Raw genomic sequence first — 18,024 nt, 5'->3', positions numbered from 1 at the left:
CCGTGAAGGAGGGGGAAGACCATCTCATCGCTTACAAAGTTACTACTTGCTCACTAACCAATAGGCTCTTGTTGCACCACCCTGCTTGGCGTAAGAGATTCCGAATGACATTAGATCTGCAAGGTGGGCATCGATTGAATCGTTGCTTATCCCTGGTTGCACGCCCACGACAGTGAATCCAAGTTGAGTTGCCCGAGTGTTGTCAAGTCTATCCTTGAGTGTTTGCAGATCACCCACTACAAATCTAGACGGCGACTTAAAACGTTGACCCATTCGATCCGCCATATGCGCAAGAAGCACCGATACATCGCAATAGAAAACGGATTTCACTAACTGGCCAGCGACTTCGTACACATCATCCACTCGCCCCCCGCTTGGGTCACCTCCTGCTCCTTTACAGTGGTACAACGCGATGTCCACGTCGCCATTGGCCTCCACGGTCACGGCAATATAGTCGGCTGCCTCTCCAGAACGGTGGTCGTAAAACAATGCGACTACGTTAGGGAGGCCAAGCAGGTACTGTTCGAGGTGTTCCTGTACAGTCCTTTTACCCTTTAGCGCTGCGCGCTGTTCCCGTGCTTTTTCAGTGTCGTTGTCGATGACAAACTCGACCCTGATTTCGCATTCGTCCCAACCAATGACCTGTGTATCATCTTTTGTGAGCGAAACTGCCTGTAACTGCGGCGCAAGCATTAAATTCAGCCCTTCAAAGGTAGATTTATCGGAGGCATAGAACATCGGCGGGTGTTCACTCAACCAATCAGCTAATGGCATCCATTGATCGCTAGCCGATTCGATCTCCAAAACCACATTCTGATCGAGCAATGTCACCATTCGCCCCTGAGGCGAAAAACGCATATTGGCACTCGCTTCCTCTGAGTGAATGCTGAAGAGCAATTGGGCTTCCGCAGGTCTGCAGTCAAAGTCTGCCAGCTCCCATTCAGTGAGGCGGCTATAAAGCGGGCGTTGTTCCTCAAGATGACGAATCCTAATCCTCGGATTCGCCTTGAATCCTGCTCTGGGCCAGGTCCCTGCAATAACTAGGTCTGGTAACTTCTGCAACGTCGTAGCCGATCGAATAACGTCGAGGCGTGTTTCGGAGAAGGGGGCATTGCCAGCGAGTCGACCATCTAATCGATCGACCCACTGGTAAAATTCTGCTATAGTGAGACGCTGATTACTCCAAATACGCGATCTACTGCTAGCTCCGATGGTCTCTTTTTCTCCCCCGCTCGATCCGCTTCCAAAAAAGTGCCCTTGAGCATATGCCCGGCTATCACCAGCCGTTACCGCACGTTCCGCTGCTGGCCCTGTTAACGTTCTGTATGTTTCGCTTTGTGAATTGAACGTCGTATTTTTTAGTCCAACATTGAAGAATCGGACCCCCTCCAAACCTGCTCGCGCGCGGCTGGTTTCCTCATAGCTCAATGACCGATAACTCTGAGGGCAAACCATGTCCATCAGTCCCAGGTAGATCTTTTCTGTTCTTCGGGTAGAGCCGATATAGCAAAGTTGGGAGTCCGCAGAGTATAAGAGCAGAAAAGCATCATGCCGAATGTTTACAAGCACATCGGATGTGGCGAAATTTGGTGGATTTTCGTCGGAGGTTAGGATTAGTGTCAGGTCTCCATCATCTGACGCCCATTGCTTCACTACTCGCAGATCACGCCCCAGGGTTTCTTTTATCTGAGTGAAGATTGGGGGTGTGCAGCAACGGAACACGCAAACGTGCGCATAGAGCTCAATTGCTAAAGGGGACACTCCATCGTAGTTTGACTCGGCAACTCGCCGCAGTCTGAGCCGCTCAACCATTTCTAACTCAGCAGCATCGCCCGCCATCTCTGCTTGTGCTGCAGCATCTATCATACTCGCAAGATCTACCCCCTCCTTCAGAAGAGCGCTAGGCGCCTCCAGAACTCTCGGGAGCGGCGCAATCAATGTTGCCTGTCCGGTTGCGCTATCCACCCTGGCGAAACGCCCAATGAACTGAATTGTCGGTACCAATGAACGATGTGGTGTGTGTAATGCGGCCACCTTCAGTTTCGGAAAGTCGTACCCCTCCCCAAACATATCCACACACACTATCCCCTGCAGCTCTCCACTGACCAAACGCTGCTCGCAGCGATCCTGGGTACGCTTGGTAATTTTACTATCTACTGCTTCAACATTGGCCCCAAGCGCTTGATAGATTGGAACCAAATCCCTGGCTGCATTGATCGTTGCTGCTCTCACGAAGAGACGATGATCATACCCAGCTGCTAAGTCTTGCTGCAGTTGGTTTACAGCAGTCTCAGCAATGACCTGGTCAATGTGATGATCATCAACCGTGTTTTGAATAGGCGCAGCTCGGAAGGCGACGGGATGAAACGCCCCTTCATCTACGGCCTTCATTACCGGGTAGCGGTAGACCAGCTTCCCTGGAATTACCTGGCCATCGCGGCGAAAGGGCGTTGCGGTCAGAAATACGAACCGGGCTTCCGTGTAGTACTCTAAGTACGCAGCCCATGTATTCGCAGGAGCGTGATGGGCTTCATCAAATACGATCAAATCGAACAAGTCTGGCGAGGCGCCAAGTGCAACAGCTGGTGATGAACTACCTGGGGTCGAAACCACAACATCATGGCTCTCTAAGGCCTGCCAATCTTTCTCCGATTTAGGCCTACCTTCATGTCGGAGCACCGATGGGTTTGCAAGATCTGCCGGAATTGCACCAATACGCTTTAGGGTAGAAAGCTCCGCAAAGTGCGATGATACCTGCTTGCGTAGCGCATTAGTCGGCTCAACAACGAGCACTCTTTTTGATTGAACCAGAAACGGCAGTGCCATCATTACAGATGTTTTACCGTACCCGGTCGGAAGGCAAATTATTGCAGGGTCGGTATAGACCGAGTAATGCGCCATTGCAGCATGCAGGGCACCAAGTTGACCCGCACGAAAGCCTTGGTTGGGCACTAACTTTTGTGCGGCTAGATTCAGAGCACCATTCGAATCCCTGAAAAAATTAGGCATCTTCCCCTCGCTGGTTCACGAAGTTTTAACGTAACACGGGTTTTTACTAGAGGTTCGTAAGCGTCGCCATATGCACTTTCGTGGCCTATTACGCCTTACACTAACCCATAACATTACATTGTGCTACTTCCTAGCTCGCTAGATTTTTGTATACAAGATTGTCTTCTGGGCAAGGCTTGACCCAGATAATCTAGAAAATACGCTAAAGGACCGCTTCTCGCTCAAAGCATATATAGAAAGGATATTCTACGGGGCATGGTTAATGGATACAACTCTTTGAAAAATTCCTCATTTCTGATGCCTCGAGGCAAGCCCCCGATCCAGTAATAAAAAAAATAAGGATATCAATCAGCCACGCCTGTATTGCCCTGGCGTGACTTATTGAAGCTGTTATTTTAGTTTAAAGAAGTTAATGCAGCAGTAGTAGTGCTCCTGTTAGCCAGCGAGTCAAGATAATCCGCGTACCACTGCATCATTTCCCGTCTGCCCTCAAGGTACTGCGCATGGTTGTAGGTACCCCGCACCGCGTTCTTGTCCACATGTGCGAGCTGAAGCTCAATCCATGCGGAACTGAAATCATGGTCGTGGGCCAGGGTGCTGAATGCATGGCGAAATCCGTGGGCGGTAGTGAAGGTATGCCAGCCAGCCTGCTGAAGAAACTCGTTGATGCACTTCCGGCTGCGCGGCTGGTCACTGCGGCGCGCGCCCGGAAGGACGAAGTGGGACTGACGTGCGGCGGTACGTAATTTTATTTCTGCCAGCAATGCCAGCGCCTGGCGTGAAAGGGGCACCATATGCGGCCGGCGCATTTTCATTCTCTCCTTCGGAATTTCCCACAGAGCACGGGTGAAATCAAACTCATCCCAGGTGGCAAGTCGAAGCTCCCCGGTGCGCACGGCCGTCAGCGCCAGAAGCCGCGTTGCCAGCGCCATCAGGTTTTCTGAGGCTTCCATCTCGCGCATGCAGTCTCCCAGCTGTTCCCCGGTCAGCGTCCGGTGGTGCTGGCGTTCCGGCGGAAGCAGCACGCTACTGAGTGCCGAGGCCGGATTGACGGTGGCCCGGCCTGTTGCGATGGCGTAATCAAATACCTGAACACAGGCCTGACGGGTTTTGCGCAGGGCTTCCAGCTTGCCCTGCGTTTCAATAACCCGCAGGGCGTTGAGTATCTCCAGGGGGCGGATGTCCGTCACCGGACGCTCCCCGATAACGGGAAAAAGGTGATTTTCGATTCTTGCCCGCTGGTCTTCAAGATAGCGTGGCGTCCATCGGCGTGCCATATGCGTGAACCATTCTTCAGCAAGTGTGCGGAAGGTGCTGGCAACGCTTTCCCGGAGAGCAAGTTTGCGGGCCTGCTTTTCATATGAAGGGTCTTTTCCTTCGGCAAGGAGTCTGCGGGCCTCATCTCGCTGCTGACGGGCCTGAGCCAGGGTAACGGCCGGGTAGACGCCAATGGTCAGTTTCTTTTCCTTGCCCGCAAAGCGATACTTCAGATTCCAGTAACGGGCCCCGGATGTTTTGACAAGCAGGTAGAGTCCCTGACCGTCGGTAAGCTTGTAGTCCCTGTCGGCAGGTCTGGCCGACTCAATTTGTCGTACGGTAAGTGGCATGAAGATAACCTGAAAATAGCCCCTGAAATGGCCCCCAAACGCAGCATGATGCCGGTAGAGCCCGGTTGACGTTCAGGGAAGGTAAACGGGTGATGACGCCTTATAATAAGGCGATAGTGAAAAGAAAGAGAGAGGTCTGTTGATTTGGGTTGAATTCAACAGACCAGATTGGATCCTCCCTGTCTGGGAGAGGGCGGAGCGAGGGCATCAGACCGCACCACCCGGCATTGCTCCCATGATATGCTAGAAAAAAACGAGCATGCAGGGGAGAACATGGGTTCCACAAAAAGAGGGATGCTGAATGTCCTGATCGCCGCCGTGTTATGGGGCAGTTCAGGGGTTTGCGCGCAGTACATTATGGAGAAGAGTCAGATTTCCTCGCCTTATCTGACCATGATTCGTCTGCTGTTCACCGGCGTGATTTTACTGACGCTCTCTTTCGTCCACGGCGACAAGATTTTCTCGGTCATCAAACATCGCAAAGACGCCATCAGCCTGCTGATTTTCTCACTGGTTGGCGCGCTCACGGTCCAGCTCACGTTCCTGCTGACGATTGAAAAATCCAACGCCGCTACCGCGACTGTCCTGCAATTTCTCTCCCCGACCATTATCGTGGCGTGGTTCGCGCTGGCGCGGAAAAAACGGCCTGGGATATTTGTCCTCTCGGCAATTTTGACCTCCCTGATCGGCACGTTTTTACTGGTGACGCACGGCGATCCGACATCGCTGTCGATCTCCCCTGCGGCGCTGTTCTTTGGCATCGCCTCGGCCTTCGCCGCCGCGTTTTATACCACCTATCCCTCAACGCTTATCGCCCGCTACGGCACGCTGCCGATTGTCGGCTGGAGTATGTTGCTGGCAGGGCTGATGCTGACGCCGTTCTACGCCGGGCGCGGCACTACCTTCGTGATTGACGGCAGCCTGCTGTTGGCCTTTTTCTATCTGGTGGTGATCGGCACCGCGCTGACCTTCAGCTTGTATCTGAAAGGCGCGCAGATGATTGGCGGACCGAAAGCGAGCATTCTGAGCTGCGCCGAACCGCTGAGCAGCGCGTTGCTGTCGGTGCTGCTGTTAGGGGTGGCGTTTACGCTGCCGGACTGGCTGGGGACGTTGTTGATTGTGTCGTCGGTAGTACTGATTTCGATGGATTCACGCAGACGCGTTCAGGCTTCGGTGTAACCCGATATCCTCACCCGAAAGGGTGAGGATATGCCAAACTTACTGCGCCTTGACCTTCCCCGCCACCAGCAGTGCCGTCAGCAGCATCAGCGTGCCAGACAATACCAGCGGCGACAGCAGCCCCAGATTATCCAGCGCATAGCCGCCAATCGCCGCGCCGCAGGTGTTTGCCAGCTGAATCACTGCCACCTGAATCGACCCGGCTTTTTCCGCCTGATCGGCAAGGGAACGGGTGATCCACGTTGACCAGCCCACCGGCACCAGCGCAAAAGCAAAGCCCCAGATAATCGCAATGGCCGACGCCACCCACTTGTCACTTCCCCACAAAATCAGCACCACGGCGCTGACTGCCAGCACCAGCGGCGCACCTGCCAGGGCGAATTTAAGAGAGCGCTTCAGGAACTGCGCCGACAGGGATGTGCCGACAAAACTCGCAATACCAAAACTCAGCAGCACCAGCGTCAGGCCATCCACATCAAAACCGGCCATGGTCATAAACACCGGGCGGATATAGGTGAAAAAGGCAAACTGTCCGGCAAACGCCATAAAGATGGCGGTCATCCCCGCCAGCACACCGGGGCGTTTCAGCAGGCTGAACATATTCTGCTTGTGATGCGCCGCTTCGCCCGGCAGGGACGGCAGCGCCTTCCACACCCAGAAAATACACAGAATGCCCATGATCGCCGCGCCGTTAAAGACGTTACGCCAGCCGATAATGCCGCCCAAAAAACTGCCCAGCGGTGCGGCAATCACCAGTGCAATCGAGACGGCGCCGAAGATCACCGAGAGCGCTTTCGGCACTTTGCGCGCGGGCACCAGACGCATGGTCAGCGAAGCCGACATTGCCCAGAATCCACCCAGCCCCAGCCCCAGACAGGCGCGGCCCAGCAGCAGCAGGGTAAAGTTATCGGCAAAGGAGACCAGTACGCAGGAGAGCGTGAGCAGAACCGCAAACAGGATCACCACTTTGCGGCGGTCGATGGTGCCGATTATCTGGGTGATAAACAGGCTGGAGAACATGGCGACAAACGCCGTGACGGTGACGGACTGGCCCGCCACTCCTTCGGAAATCCCCAGATCCTGCGCCATCGGCGTCAGCAGGCTGACCGGCAGAAACTCCACGGTAATCAGGCAGGCGACGCAAAACGCCACGGAGAAAACCGCCGACCAGTTAGGTCGCAGGACCTCACCGGTATGGGCTGTGGGCGTGGAGTGGATCTGTTCTGTCATGGCGTCACCTGAGGATAAAACTGCGGGAAAGTCGCGCAGTTTATCATCAAAACTGTGACGGATTTAACGTTTTGACAACTTTTGTTGAAATCTGACCTTCACCGACAGACAGCCAGCATGGGGCTCAGTGCAGGAAAAAAACGCCCTCTTCAGGCAGGAACAGGCGGTTGTAGCGCAGCTGAAAAGCGTTGAACTCCTGCGGATCGGGGTCTATTTCGCGCATAAATCCCAGCGCCAGGCGGATCTGCGCGTCGGTAATCGGCGCGGCAAGACGCGCTTTACGCAGTAGTCGATGCCAGGTATGCAGATTCTCTTCGCTGCCGTCGACGATGCAGACCTGCCAGATCAGCAGCACCTGCGCGGCATTTTGCAGATGGGCTTCGTCCGGGCGCTCCAGGTAGCGGATAAACTCACTGCCTGCGGCTTTACCACACTGGTCAATCATCGACTCCAGCGGAACAGGCGTAATCCCTAAGCGTTCGCTCAGTCGTTTGATCGCCCGACGCGAATCAGACGTCAGAATGCGAAACCCGACAACAAACACCACAACCAGGGTGGCCAGCATTATCCAGACCATGCGTTCTCCTTAATAATAGCCGCTCATGATATCGGGAAACGCGCCGTTGTCGACAGCGTAAAACATGCTGAAAGGGATCGGAAAAAACAGGGGCGGGAATGAAAAAAGCCCGGCACATAGCCGGGCAAAAAAGTTACCTGCACAATCACTCAAGCCATTAGGCCGCTTTCAGTCGTTGAATGCGTTTTTCGCGGCGAATTTTGCGCTCTTCCATCACGGCAACCATCGCCATCAGGCAGATACAGGCGATAGCTGCGGCGTCCAGCGCGGCGAAGGTGCCCGCCCAGCCGGTCAGGCCGAAGATCGGCGTGCCGTCGGCGATCATCCCGAGACCCAGCTTGGCAAAGCTGTCGCCGATCAGATAGGCGAAGGTGCCTTTGATCCCATCGGCAGCGCCGATCGCTTTTTTCGGCACAAATCCGACGGCCGCGACGCCAATCAGCAGCTGCGGGCCAAACACCAGGAAACCGAGCGCAAACAGGGAGGCGAGATAGACGTACTGGTTGCTGGCGTGCTGATACACACCCAGCGTAGCGATAATCAATGCCAGCGCAACGCAGGCCACCAGCGCCCGACGACCGTTTGCCAGATCCGACAGCCAGCCCCACAGCAGCGTTCCCACCAGCGCGCCCACTTCAAACAGGGTAAAGCCCTGGATCGCCACCTCTTTGGAGAGTTTCAGCTCCTGGAAGGCGTACACGGTAGACCACTGGTCGATGCCGATGCGCACCACGTACAGGAAGATGTTGGAGAAGCAGAGCAGCCAGATGACTTTGTTTTTCAGCACATACTCAACGAAGATCTGCCATTTGGTCATCGACTCGTCTTCAGCGTCTTTGTCTTCTTCACTCAGCTCTTCGCCAAACAGCTCTTCCGCTTTGCCCAGACCGTAGGATTCCGGGGAGTCGCTGCCGTAGCGCAGGCCGATAAAGCCAACAATCAGCGCGATAATGGACGGGAAGATGAACATGCCGATCACATGGCCGTCGAACAGGACATTTGCCCCGAACAATGCCACGCCTGCCGCACCTGCCCCGCCGAGGTTATGGGAGATGTTCCACATACCAAGATAAGTGCCGCGCTTGCGACGTGGCGTCCATTTGGTGATGGTGGAATAGCTGCACGACCCGCCGGTGCTCTGGAAGAAACCGCTCAGGGCGTAGAAGGCGATCATCATAAACAGGCTGACGGAGCCTGCGCCCATGCTGGCGCTAAAACCGAGCATACAGATGGCGGAGAGGATCAGCATAAACGGCAGGAACTGCTTGGTATTTTTACCGTCGGCGTAGTACGAAACCAGGGTTTTCCCCACCCCGTAGGTGATGGAGAAACCGAGGCCGATCATCCCCAGCTGCGTCATACTCAGCCCGTAGGTGGAGATCATGTCGTTCTGGGCGATGTTGAAGTTTTTGCGGATCAGGTACATGGTCAGGTAGCCGATGAACACCACCAGATAGGACTGCATGAACGGCTTGAACCACATTTTGCGCCGCATCTCGAGCGGCAGATCCAGGGTCGGCTTGCGCACCTGGTTTAGAAAGGCCAGCATCAAAAACTCCTGATATGAATACCTGCGAATGGCAGGCATTGTAAAAATCAGCAGTCGCATTGGCCTGAGACAGCGTCCAGGCGAAACCGGGAAAATTTCCTAGTTTTGCCCCACTCGGAGCAAAAAGGTGAGGCGCATCACGCTTCGTTGACCTCACGCGGGGCCTGAGCGTTCAAAAACGGCAACAGCAGCAGGGCGGAAATCCCCGCCGCGATAGCGATCACCGCGAAAAAACCGCTCCAGTGCCAGATGTCGATGACCCGCGCCAATGGCCAGCCGGACAGGGACGCGCCAAGATAGGCAAACAGGCCGACAAAACCGGTCGCCGCCCCCGCCGCCTCTTTGTGCGAGCACTCCGCTGCCGCCATGCCGATCAGCATTTGCGGGCCGAAAACGAAGAATCCGGTAGTGAAGAAGCACGCCGCCTGCATCACGTAGCTGGCAAAAGGCATCAGCCACAGCGAGCCAACGGAGAGCAAAATCCCGGCGGCGAAAATCAGGTTCATCGGGCCACGGTTGCCGTTAAACAGTTTGTCCGAGCCCCAGCCCGCCACCAGCGCGCCGATAAATCCGCCCAACTCAAACATGGTCACCGCCGAGTTGGCGGTCACCAGATCGACGCCGAGCGTCTCGGACATATACAGATTTCCCCAGTCGTTGATCGCCGCACGCACCACGTACACCAGCACATAGCACAGGGACAGCAGCCAGATATACGGGTTCAGCAGCACATATTTGGTGAGGATCTCTTTGCGCGTCAGCCCCGCCCCTTCCTGCTGCTGGGCGATCTCCATCTCATCGTGACGCCAGTCACCCACCGGCGGCAGGCCGACGGTTTGCGGGCGGTCGCGCAGACGCCAGCAGAGAAACAGCCCGGCGAAAATGGCCAGGGTTCCGGCGATCATCATCCCGGCGCGCCAGCCGTAGTGCAGCGCCGCCGCGCCCACCACGATGGGGATCAGCGCCCCGCCGACGTTATGGGCAGTGTTCCAGATTGCCCACCAGCCGCCGCGCTCGTTGCGGGAGAACCAGGCGGTGAGCAGACGCGCGCAGACGGGCGCGCCCCAGCCCTGGAAAAAGGCGTTCAGCGCCCACAGCAGGGCGAAGGCCCACAGGGAGGTGGAGAAACCAAACAGGATATTGACCACTCCGGTTGCGATAAGCCCCATCCCCATAAAGTAACGGGCGTTCGAGCGGTCGCTGACGATGCCGGAGAAGAATTTCGACAGACCGTAGGTGATGTAAAACAGCGTCGCCAGCAGGCCGATGTCCGTGCGCGTCATCACGCCGCTGGCGAGGATTTCGGGCGCAGCGGCGTTAAAACTTTTGCGGGTGAAATAGAACAGCGCATAGCCCAGCCAGATAGTGGTCAGAATATGACGTCGCCAGTAGCGGTAACGCGCATCTCTTTCGCGTTTATCGCCAATGGGTGCGGCATTCGCCGGCGTTTTCAGAAAGGTAAACATGGTCGGTCCTTACGTATAACGCAGCGGCAAATTCACGCTGACGCGCGTACCGTGGGTACAGGAGATCGTCAACGTTCCGCCGAGCGCCGTGACGCGCTCGCGCATTCCGGCCAGGCCAAACCCCTGCTGCCCGGAGCCAGGCGGCAGACCGCAGCCGTCGTCTTCGAGAACCAGCATCAGGCGCTCGTCCTGCTGCCAGCCCTGGAGCGTCACCGCGCTGGCACTGGCGTGTTTGACGATATTGTTCAGCCCCTCTTGACAGACGCGGAACAGGGTGACGCGCTGGCTTTCGCTCAGGAGTGTCTCGTCGATAGCCCAGTCGAGATGGCTGACGATCCCGCGATCTTCCAGCTCCATCTCACGCATCAGGGAACGCACCGCCTGCTCAAGGGATAAATCATCTAACTGGCGTGGACGCAGGCGCCCCAGCAGACGTCGCACGGAATCGTACACCCCGAGAGAGAGCTGCTCGATGTGCGCGCCGCCCTGCCGGACGCCGGGATTTTCCGGGGCCAGCCGCTGAACGATGCCCGCCTGAGTGCGGATGGCCGTGATGGTCTGGCCGATATCATCGTGCAGTTCGCGCGCCACTTCCTGCCGCACATTTTCTTCGGTTTCCAGTAACCGCTCCGCCAGGCGTCGATTGCGGGCCAGCTCGTTTTGCAGCGACTGGTTCAGCTCGCGCAGACGCTGTATACCCGCGCCCAGCAGCAGTCCGGTCAGGCTTTGCGCCAGCAGCGAGAGGAGTAAATCAACGGGATGATCGTGCCACGTCTGGCTGGCAATCAGGGCGATGGCGTTCATCAGGGTAGCGATCAGCGCCCCCTGCCAGCCGTAATGCCAGGCCAGCGCGATAATCGGCAGCGCCAGACAAAACGGCGTAAAGCGGGAGAGTTCCGCAGGCAGACCCAGCTGCAGCCACAGGCTGACCACAAACAGCAGCAGATACCAGATAAGGTGCCGCGCGCGCCAGTTCACCGGCTGGGAGACCAGCGCCGGGCCGAGCGGCTGCCAGACAGTGCTGGTGAGATAATGCCAGATGACGAGGCACGTGGGCGCAAGCGTCAGGCCGCCGGTCAGCGTCAGCAGGAGCGCCGTCAGGGTGTCGGGTTTGCCGATCCACGGCAGGGATTGCAGCAGCGCAGCGGCAATCAGCGCCGCCCCCTGACGCAGCAGCGTGCGCCAGTCGCGCTGATGGCGGTAGCGGGAAATCAGCGCCACCGGCAGCAGCGTCAATACGCCCCCGATCATCAATAAGGGGAGATGCGCCAGTGCCACTTCCTGCGCCAGCCAGACCAGCATGATCCACTCGGCCCCCAGCAAAACCGGCCAGTAGCCGCGCGGACATTGCAGCATCAGCCCCAGACGCAGGCCAAACGGGAAGAGCAGCACCGCCAGCTCCGGGCGCTCGACCAGATGCAGGCTAATACTCCACAGACAAAACCAGGCGGCCGAGAAGATAAAAAAGCTGGCGACGACGGAGACCAGCCGCGAGAAGTACGGGCTCATTGCCAGCCGTCAAACATGCGGCGGGCCAGCTCGACATCGTTACTGACGCCGAGTTTTTCCATCAGATTGGCGCGATGAACGTGAACGGTTTTGGGCGACAGGCCCAGCTCGACGGCAATCTCTTTCACCGCCATCCCCTGGGCGAGCTTTTCCGCCACCTGACGCTCGCGTTTTGTCAGCGGGTCCTGGCGTCCGGCGGCCAGTTTAATGGCGATATCCGGCGTGAGGTAACATCCGCCCGTCGCGACGGTGCGCACAGCGGAAATGAGTTCGTCGGGGCTACAACGTTTGGAGAGAAACCCTCGCGCACCGGCGTTGAGCGCCTGTTCTACCAGCGCCGGGCTGTCGTGAACAGAGAGCATAATGGTCGCCATTCCTTTCGGCAGCTGGCTGAGCAGCTCAAGCCCGGAGAGATCCGGCATCGAGATATCGCAAATGCAGACCTGCACGCCACGCCCCGGTAATCCGGCCAGCGCCTCGCGGCCTGAACCGAATTCAGCCACGACCTGAAAATCTGCCTCCAGGCTCAGCAACTGGGCAAAACCGGAGCGGACGATAAGGTGATCGTCGATAAGGGCAATGGTGGTCATGTGGCATTCCTGGCGGATAAAAAACGCGCTTACCTTAACGATAAGCGCGTTGCCGTTCAAGCCTTGAGCGATTTACTCGAAAAACACCGCAATTTTATTAAACATGGTCGGATCGGACTGGTTGCGGACCACTTGGGTGACATCTTCCAGTTTGTCGATTTGGGCAATCATCTGCTCAAGGCGCTGATCGTCGTTCACGAGGAGCCAGATGCGGCTATGATCGCTGCCCTGAATCGGCAGACAAAGAATGCCTTCCACGTTAAATGCGCGGCGCGCGAACAGGCCGCAGACGTGGGTCATGACGCCAGGGTGGTTGCGGACGGTGAGTTCGAGAATGACGTTATCATATTGTTTCTGCATGGCTTATTCTCCCACCATCTCAGTATTCGCCGCACCCGGCGGGACCATTGGATACACTTTTTGTTCAGGATCGATGCGCACGTGAATCAGCGCCGGGCCAGGGCGGGAAATCGCCTCCTGCAGGGCGGCTTGCGCGTCCTCGGCGGCGTTCAGATCGCAGGTGTGCAGGCCAAAACCGGCCGCAATCTGCATAAAGTTGATCATCCCCGGATAGGTCGCCGCAAACACGCCCTGCTTGTAGAAGAGGCTCTGCTGTTGATGCACCAGCCCCAGCGCTTCGTTGTTCATCAGAATGATTTTCACATCCAGCTGGTTTTCAGCCGCCGTCGCCATCTCCTGAATGTTCATCATCAGGCTGCCGTCACCGGAGAAGCAAATCACCTTCCGATCCGGATTCGCCAGCGCAGCACCCACGGCGGCGGGCAGGCCAAAGCCCATAGTGCCTAAGCCGCCGGACGTCAACCACTGACGCGGACGGTTCAGCGGGTAAGCCTGGGCGGTCCACATCTGATGCTGGCCGACGTCGGTGGTGATAATAGCGCTGTCGTCCACGCAGGAGGCGACGGCGTTAATCAGGCCGTAGTGGCTCAGCGGGTCGCCTTCGTTCGGGATGGCGCTCGGGAACTCCTGCTGCAGTTGAGCAACCAAATCGCACCACTCGGCGTTGTCGGTGGCGTGGGTTTGGGGGATTAACTGGGCCAACACCTCGCCCACGTCACCCTGAATCGCCACATGCGGCTGCTTGATTTTGCCAAGCTCTGCGCGGTCGATATCCACGTGAATGATTTTCGCGTTCGGGCAGAACTGCTCAGTTTTACCAATCGCCCGGTCATCAAAACGTGCGCCAAGAACGATCAGTAAATCAGACTCTTGCAAAATAAAGTTGGTGCTGCGCGCGCCGTGCATCCCCAGCATGCCCAGCGACAGCGGGTGCGCTTTCGGCAGCATTCCCAGGGCCATTAAGGTCATGGTGGTCGGCAGATTGGCTTTTTCGGCAAATTCACGCACCTGTTCTGCGGCGTTGATCGCCCCGCCGCCCAGATAGAGCACTGGCCGTTTCGCGGCGTTGATCATCGCGGCGGCGTCCTGCACGCTCTGAGCGCTGAATTCCGGTGCGGGGGCACGGCCACCCGGCTCCGGGAAGGTTTCGATGTCGATTTCAGCGGTTTGTACGTCCTTAGGAATGTCTATCCACACCGGGCCTGGGCGGCCGGATTGCGCAATGCGGAACGCATCGCTGATCACCTGAGGTAACTCGGCGATGTCGCGAACTAAATAGTTATGCTTGGTGATGGGGATAGAAATACCGTAGGTGTCGACTTCCTGAAACGCATCGGTGCCGATCATCGACGAAGGGACCTGGCCGGTAATACAGATCAGCGGAATGGAGTCGAGGCGCGCGTCGGCAATCGCCGTGACCAGGTTGGTGGCACCCGGCCCGCTACAGGCCATACAGACCGCAGGTTTGCCCTGCGTACGTGCCATGCCCTGGGCGATAAAGCCTGCGCCCTGCTCGTGGCGCGCCAGAACGTGGCGGATTTGCGTGCTTTGACTTAACGCGTCATAGAGCGGCAGGACCGTACCGCCCGGGATCCCCGAAACGATGCTGATACCCTGACGTTCCAGTAAGTGAACGATTAATTGCGCGCCCGTAAAACGCGTCTTGCCTGATGTTGTGCCCGAACTTGCCATGCTCCAGTCCTTTTGTTCTGAGCCGACTTTCCGGGAGGTTTAAACTAAAAACCCCGCCGGTTTGCGCCGGCGGGGTTTTGGATTCGTGTGTTGATCCAGTCCCTACGGCGCATTGCCGACGACCACCACCACACGTACGACGACCACTGCGGCAGGTTGCGCAGTTTTTAGTAGGGTCGACGCCATCATGGAAGTTGTCATTGAGGACCTGTGTTTAGAATCATTGATAGAATTTATACAAACACAGGATTCGGTGCCTGACAATGGAAATATTTTCATCCACCCAAATTTGCGTCAGGGATCACGTTTCGTTTGTAAGAGAAATAAAAACAAAAAACCCCGCCGGAGCGAGGTTTTTTTCAGGGTTTGCGGTTGGTTTCCGCGAACACACTGTGTTACGTCAACGCAAGAAGTATACGCGATCGGCCACGAACGCGCAATTTTAGCTCTCTTTTTTGACGAATATGAGTATGGATCAGCCTACCGAATTTGTCGATAAAATACTGTTCATGCATCCAGTGTTTATCTATACTGAGTTTGTTCGCAGTGCGTATTGGGGGCCGCAAGCAGTACACCGGCGCAAAGAAGTCCTGGCTGAAACGGGTGGTGCCGTCAGTGCCTTAACCCCCAAATGAGCACACTGTGTTACGTCAACAAAGGTGCTGGCAACAGGCGGCGGAGAGGTACGCCAGCATCGTGCTCCTTCTGCCAGAAGGAGGCGCGTATGGGCGTCGTGGATATGGTTATTCTTATCCTGAGACTCATTGTTGCGGTACTGCAACTGCTTGACGCTGTCCTGAAATACCTCCGGTGATTCAGGGTCAAGTCGCACCAAAGAGGGGCGGGCAACCGCCCCTCTTTAACATCTGCACACTGGCAACATAAGTTGCCGATATCGTTTACAAATCCTGCCTGCTTCTGCTCAATCATTCACCCCAGAGATGCTTAAATTGTCATCTCATTGTGGTAGATTCCTCGCGCATTTATGGGAATGCGCAGTCACTTATTCTTTATTTCTCTCTTTTTGCAAAAGTATTCAGCGACATGAAAAAGCAAAGGAACGTTAATTTACTGTTGATGCTGGTGTTACTGGTGGCCGTCGGTCAGATGGCGCAGACCATTTATATTCCGGCGATTGCAGACATGGCGAAAGCGCTCAGCGTACGCGAAGGTGCGGTGCAGAGCGTGATGGCCGCCTATCTGCTGACTTACGGCGTCTCACAGCTGTTCTACGGTCCGCTGTCTGACCGCGTCGGGCGTCGCCCGGTGATCCTGGTCGGGATGACCATTTTCATGATCGCCACGGTGATCGCCATAACCACTCACAGCCTGACGATCCTGATTGCCGCCAGCGCCCTGCAGGGCATGGGGACCGGCGTCGGCGGGGTGATGGCGCGTACGCTACCGCGCGATCTGTACGAAGGGACACAGCTGCGTCATGCCAACAGCCTGCTGAATATGGGGATTCTGGTAAGCCCGCTGCTGGCACCGCTGATTGGCGGCGTGCTGGACAGCATCTGGTCGTGGCGCGCCTGCTACGCTTTCCTGCTGGTCCTGTGCATTATCGTCACCTTCAGCATGGCGCGCTGGATGCCGGAAACACGCCCGACGGGCGCACCGCGCACCAGGCTTATTGCCAACTACAAAACGCTTTTCGGCAACGGCGCGTTCACCTGTTACCTGCTGATGCTGATTGGCGGCCTGGCGGGAATTGCGGTGTTTGAAGCCTGTTCAGGCGTGTTGCTGGGCGCAGGCCTGGGGTTAAGCAGCATGGTGGTGAGCATTCTGTTCATTCTGCCGATTCCGGCGGCATTCTTCGGCGCATGGTTTGCCGGTCGCCCGAACAAGCGTTTTTCCACGCTGATGTGGCAGTCGGTGATGAGCTGCCTGCTGGCAGGGGTGATGATGTGGGTCCCAGGCTTACTGGGTGTGATGACCGTCTGGACGCTGCTGATCCCGGCCGCCCTGTTCTTCTTCGGTGCGGGAATGCTCTTCCCGCTCGCGACCAGCGGCGCGATGGAGCCGTTCCCGTTCCTGGCAGGAACCGCAGGTGCGCTGGTGGGCGGCCTGCAAAACATCGGCTCCGGCGCGCTGGCCTGGCTCTCCGCCATGATGCCGCAGACGGGTCAGTCTAGCCTTGGCCTGTTGATGACCTTGATGGGGCTGCTGATTTTACTGTGCTGGCTGCCGCTGGCGTCGCGCGAGCCGCATCACGAGCAGACGATTTAATCACATGATGGCCCGGCTTCTCATCGGGCTTTTCACACACCGGTGCAAGCATCGCCTGCAGCAGCGGTTCCGGCCCTGGTCGCCACGCCCCCTCCTCGCCGTCATAAAACTGGAAATCCGCGTTAATGGCGTAAGGGATTTTGGCTTTTTGCAGTTCGCAGGCCATAAAGCTGGCGAAAGCCATCTGCGGTGCCGTTGGGGTAACGCGGCTGGATTCACCCACGCCCCAGCCGCCCACCCAGCTCACATGCCCGGTTTTTTGCTGCCAGCGCAACGCGGTAGTGATCCGGCTGCGAATCATCGATTTCTCCGCCGCCGTGCCTGATGTCCACGGGTATTTTCCGTTGTTCTTGAGCGGTCCCCACGGGAAGATGTGCCATTCGGCCAGCACGTAATTCTGGCTGTGGGCAGGCAGCTTAAGGCTGCCGAGATCTTCCGGTGCCGCGCGCAGGCGCGGAGCGACGAAAATCATGCGTTCGGCATCGATGGCATGAATGGCTTTGATCGCTTTTTCGTAGACGCGGTTAAGGGATGCGAGATTGTGATTGAGCTTGTCCGCCGGCTCGTAGATCAGGTCAAAACCGAGCAGCGGCGAGCTTTTCTCAAAGTAGTGCGCCACGGCAATCCACCAGTTCACCACCTCTTTTTCGTTATCCGCTTTCGGGTCGTTTTTGTATTCATCCGCCTGATAGGCAATCACCGGGATCACGCCGTATTGCTCACAGGCTTCCACCAGCTTGCGCAGATGAATCAGGCGCGCTTCCGTCGGCTCGCCGGCCACGCGGATACGCACGTGGGTAAAACCCTTGGCCTTAAAATCACGCACTTCCAGCGGATCGAATTCGCGAATGCCGCGCTCGGTGCGCGCCCAGTCCACGTCGATGCCCACCCCGAGCTGCTGCGCGTAGCGCGCAGCCGTCAGCGGTGGCTCAGCGGCAGACACCCAGCCAGAGGAGATAATCAGCGCAGCGGCGATCAGGGGCTTTAACACGGTTAACCTTGCGAGAAATCGAAAGCAATATGCTGT

General features: G+C 56.9%; 16 protein-coding genes. 4 read left to right on the top strand and 12 right to left on the bottom strand.

Going from position 1 to position 18,024, the window contains the following annotated elements:
- Positions 1 to 42: 42 nt before the first annotated feature.
- Positions 43 to 3,009: a DEAD/DEAH box helicase gene (locus tag OVA10_RS03775; protein WP_268195331.1), complete on the bottom strand. Its 2,967-nt coding sequence runs from the start codon at positions 3,007 to 3,009 to the stop codon at positions 43 to 45.
- A 395-nt stretch (positions 3,010 to 3,404) separates the two neighbouring features.
- Entirely contained in the window at positions 3,405 to 4,616 is a 1,212-nt protein-coding gene (locus OVA10_RS03770; RefSeq protein ID WP_268195329.1) for a tyrosine-type recombinase/integrase, read from the bottom strand.
- 273 nt (positions 4,617 to 4,889) lie between these two features.
- Between OVA10_RS03770 and OVA10_RS03765 the strand changes: the two genes are divergently transcribed.
- A complete protein-coding gene (locus OVA10_RS03765) occupies positions 4,890 to 5,795 on the top strand; it encodes an EamA family transporter (protein ID WP_100778247.1) in 906 nt (301 codons plus the stop codon).
- Between the two features lie 39 nt (positions 5,796 to 5,834).
- On the opposite strand, the gene nepI is transcribed toward OVA10_RS03765, so the two are convergent.
- The 9 genes from nepI to ivbL form a co-directional block, all read right to left on the bottom strand.
- Entirely contained in the window at positions 5,835 to 7,025 is a 1,191-nt protein-coding gene (gene nepI, locus OVA10_RS03760) for a purine ribonucleoside efflux pump NepI (RefSeq protein ID WP_100778248.1), read from the bottom strand.
- Positions 7,026 to 7,149: 124 nt separating this feature from the next.
- The gene (locus OVA10_RS03755; protein WP_123429732.1) at positions 7,150 to 7,602 is read right to left on the bottom strand and encodes a DUF1198 domain-containing protein; all 453 of its coding nucleotides are present in this window, start codon (positions 7,600 to 7,602) and stop codon (positions 7,150 to 7,152) included.
- Positions 7,603 to 7,759: 157 nt separating this feature from the next.
- Positions 7,760 to 9,151 carry a hexose-6-phosphate:phosphate antiporter gene (gene uhpT, locus OVA10_RS03750; protein WP_100778250.1) on the bottom strand — a complete coding sequence of 464 codons (1,392 nt, stop codon included), beginning with the start codon at positions 9,149 to 9,151 and terminating at the stop codon, positions 7,760 to 7,762.
- A gap of 137 nt (positions 9,152 to 9,288) precedes the next feature.
- Entirely contained in the window at positions 9,289 to 10,617 is a 1,329-nt protein-coding gene (locus OVA10_RS03745; protein WP_102105108.1) for an MFS transporter, read from the bottom strand.
- Positions 10,618 to 10,626: 9 nt separating this feature from the next.
- On the bottom strand, positions 10,627 to 12,126 hold the full coding sequence (gene uhpB / locus OVA10_RS03740) for a signal transduction histidine-protein kinase/phosphatase UhpB (RefSeq protein WP_100778252.1): 1,500 nt from the start codon (positions 12,124 to 12,126) through the stop codon (positions 10,627 to 10,629).
- Positions 12,123 to 12,716 (bottom strand): transcriptional regulator UhpA, encoded by a 594-nt coding sequence (gene uhpA / locus OVA10_RS03735; RefSeq protein ID WP_095280027.1) that lies wholly within the window; start codon positions 12,714 to 12,716, stop codon positions 12,123 to 12,125. The genes uhpB and uhpA overlap by 4 nt, the downstream gene beginning before the upstream one ends.
- Before the next feature lie 72 nt (positions 12,717 to 12,788).
- Positions 12,789 to 13,076, bottom strand: coding sequence for an acetolactate synthase small subunit (ilvN, locus tag OVA10_RS03730; protein WP_100778253.1), 288 nt, complete (start codon positions 13,074 to 13,076; stop codon positions 12,789 to 12,791).
- 3 nt (positions 13,077 to 13,079) lie between these two features.
- Positions 13,080 to 14,768, bottom strand: a complete 1,689-nt coding sequence (gene ilvB / locus OVA10_RS03725) for an acetolactate synthase large subunit (protein ID WP_123429735.1) — start codon at positions 14,766 to 14,768, stop codon at positions 13,080 to 13,082.
- A gap of 102 nt (positions 14,769 to 14,870) precedes the next feature.
- Positions 14,871 to 14,969, bottom strand: coding sequence for an ilvB operon leader peptide IvbL (ivbL, locus tag OVA10_RS03720; RefSeq protein ID WP_100778255.1), 99 nt, complete (start codon positions 14,967 to 14,969; stop codon positions 14,871 to 14,873).
- A gap of 269 nt (positions 14,970 to 15,238) precedes the next feature.
- On the opposite strand from ivbL, the gene OVA10_RS03715 reads away from it, so the two are divergent.
- From OVA10_RS03715 to emrD, 3 genes are all read left to right on the top strand, one after another.
- Positions 15,239 to 15,403, top strand: a complete 165-nt coding sequence (locus tag OVA10_RS03715; RefSeq protein WP_268195323.1) for a hypothetical protein — start codon at positions 15,239 to 15,241, stop codon at positions 15,401 to 15,403.
- Between the two features lie 89 nt (positions 15,404 to 15,492).
- On the top strand, positions 15,493 to 15,582 hold the full coding sequence (gene tisB / locus OVA10_RS26035) for a type I toxin-antitoxin system toxin TisB (RefSeq protein WP_100778256.1): 90 nt from the start codon (positions 15,493 to 15,495) through the stop codon (positions 15,580 to 15,582).
- Positions 15,583 to 15,812: 230 nt separating this feature from the next.
- The gene (emrD, locus tag OVA10_RS03710) at positions 15,813 to 16,997 is read left to right on the top strand and encodes a multidrug efflux MFS transporter EmrD (protein ID WP_107704216.1); all 1,185 of its coding nucleotides are present in this window, start codon (positions 15,813 to 15,815) and stop codon (positions 16,995 to 16,997) included.
- Here the strand turns inward: emrD and OVA10_RS03705 are convergent.
- A complete protein-coding gene (locus tag OVA10_RS03705; RefSeq protein WP_268195321.1) occupies positions 16,900 to 17,988 on the bottom strand; it encodes a glycoside hydrolase family 5 protein in 1,089 nt (362 codons plus the stop codon). The two genes, emrD and OVA10_RS03705, sit on opposite strands and share 98 nt — an antisense overlap.
- Between the last annotated feature and the right edge of the window lie 36 nt (positions 17,989 to 18,024).

It is taken from the genome of Lelliottia sp. SL45, assembly GCF_026672535.1.
Lineage (GTDB): Bacteria > Pseudomonadota > Gammaproteobacteria > Enterobacterales > Enterobacteriaceae > Enterobacter > Enterobacter nimipressuralis.
The sequence above is the reverse complement of the archived record's forward strand: the minus strand, read 5'-3'. Positions and strand labels throughout refer to the sequence as shown.

What these genes read in the sequence shown, in the direction of transcription:
- OVA10_RS03775 (WP_268195331.1), bottom strand. Translation starts at nt 3,009, where the DNA reads ATGCCTAATTTTTTCAGGGATTCGAATGGTGCTCTGAATCTAGCCGCA.
- OVA10_RS03770 (WP_268195329.1), bottom strand. Translation starts at nt 4,616, where the DNA reads ATGCCACTTACCGTACGACAAATTGAGTCGGCCAGACCTGCCGACAGG.
- OVA10_RS03765 (WP_100778247.1), top strand. Translation starts at nt 4,890, where the DNA reads ATGGGTTCCACAAAAAGAGGGATGCTGAATGTCCTGATCGCCGCCGTG.
- nepI (WP_100778248.1), bottom strand. Translation starts at nt 7,025, where the DNA reads ATGACAGAACAGATCCACTCCACGCCCACAGCCCATACCGGTGAGGTC.
- OVA10_RS03755 (WP_123429732.1), bottom strand. Translation starts at nt 7,602, where the DNA reads ATGGTCTGGATAATGCTGGCCACCCTGGTTGTGGTGTTTGTTGTCGGG.
- uhpT (WP_100778250.1), bottom strand. Translation starts at nt 9,151, where the DNA reads ATGCTGGCCTTTCTAAACCAGGTGCGCAAGCCGACCCTGGATCTGCCG.
- OVA10_RS03745 (WP_102105108.1), bottom strand. Translation starts at nt 10,617, where the DNA reads ATGTTTACCTTTCTGAAAACGCCGGCGAATGCCGCACCCATTGGCGAT.
- uhpB (WP_100778252.1), bottom strand. Translation starts at nt 12,126, where the DNA reads ATGAGCCCGTACTTCTCGCGGCTGGTCTCCGTCGTCGCCAGCTTTTTT.
- uhpA (WP_095280027.1), bottom strand. Translation starts at nt 12,716, where the DNA reads ATGACCACCATTGCCCTTATCGACGATCACCTTATCGTCCGCTCCGGT.
- ilvN (WP_100778253.1), bottom strand. Translation starts at nt 13,076, where the DNA reads ATGCAGAAACAATATGATAACGTCATTCTCGAACTCACCGTCCGCAAC.
- ilvB (WP_123429735.1), bottom strand. Translation starts at nt 14,768, where the DNA reads ATGGCAAGTTCGGGCACAACATCAGGCAAGACGCGTTTTACGGGCGCG.
- ivbL (WP_100778255.1), bottom strand. Translation starts at nt 14,969, where the DNA reads ATGACAACTTCCATGATGGCGTCGACCCTACTAAAAACTGCGCAACCT.
- OVA10_RS03715 (WP_268195323.1), top strand. Translation starts at nt 15,239, where the DNA reads ATGGATCAGCCTACCGAATTTGTCGATAAAATACTGTTCATGCATCCA.
- tisB (WP_100778256.1), top strand. Translation starts at nt 15,493, where the DNA reads ATGGGCGTCGTGGATATGGTTATTCTTATCCTGAGACTCATTGTTGCG.
- emrD (WP_107704216.1), top strand. Translation starts at nt 15,813, where the DNA reads ATGAAAAAGCAAAGGAACGTTAATTTACTGTTGATGCTGGTGTTACTG.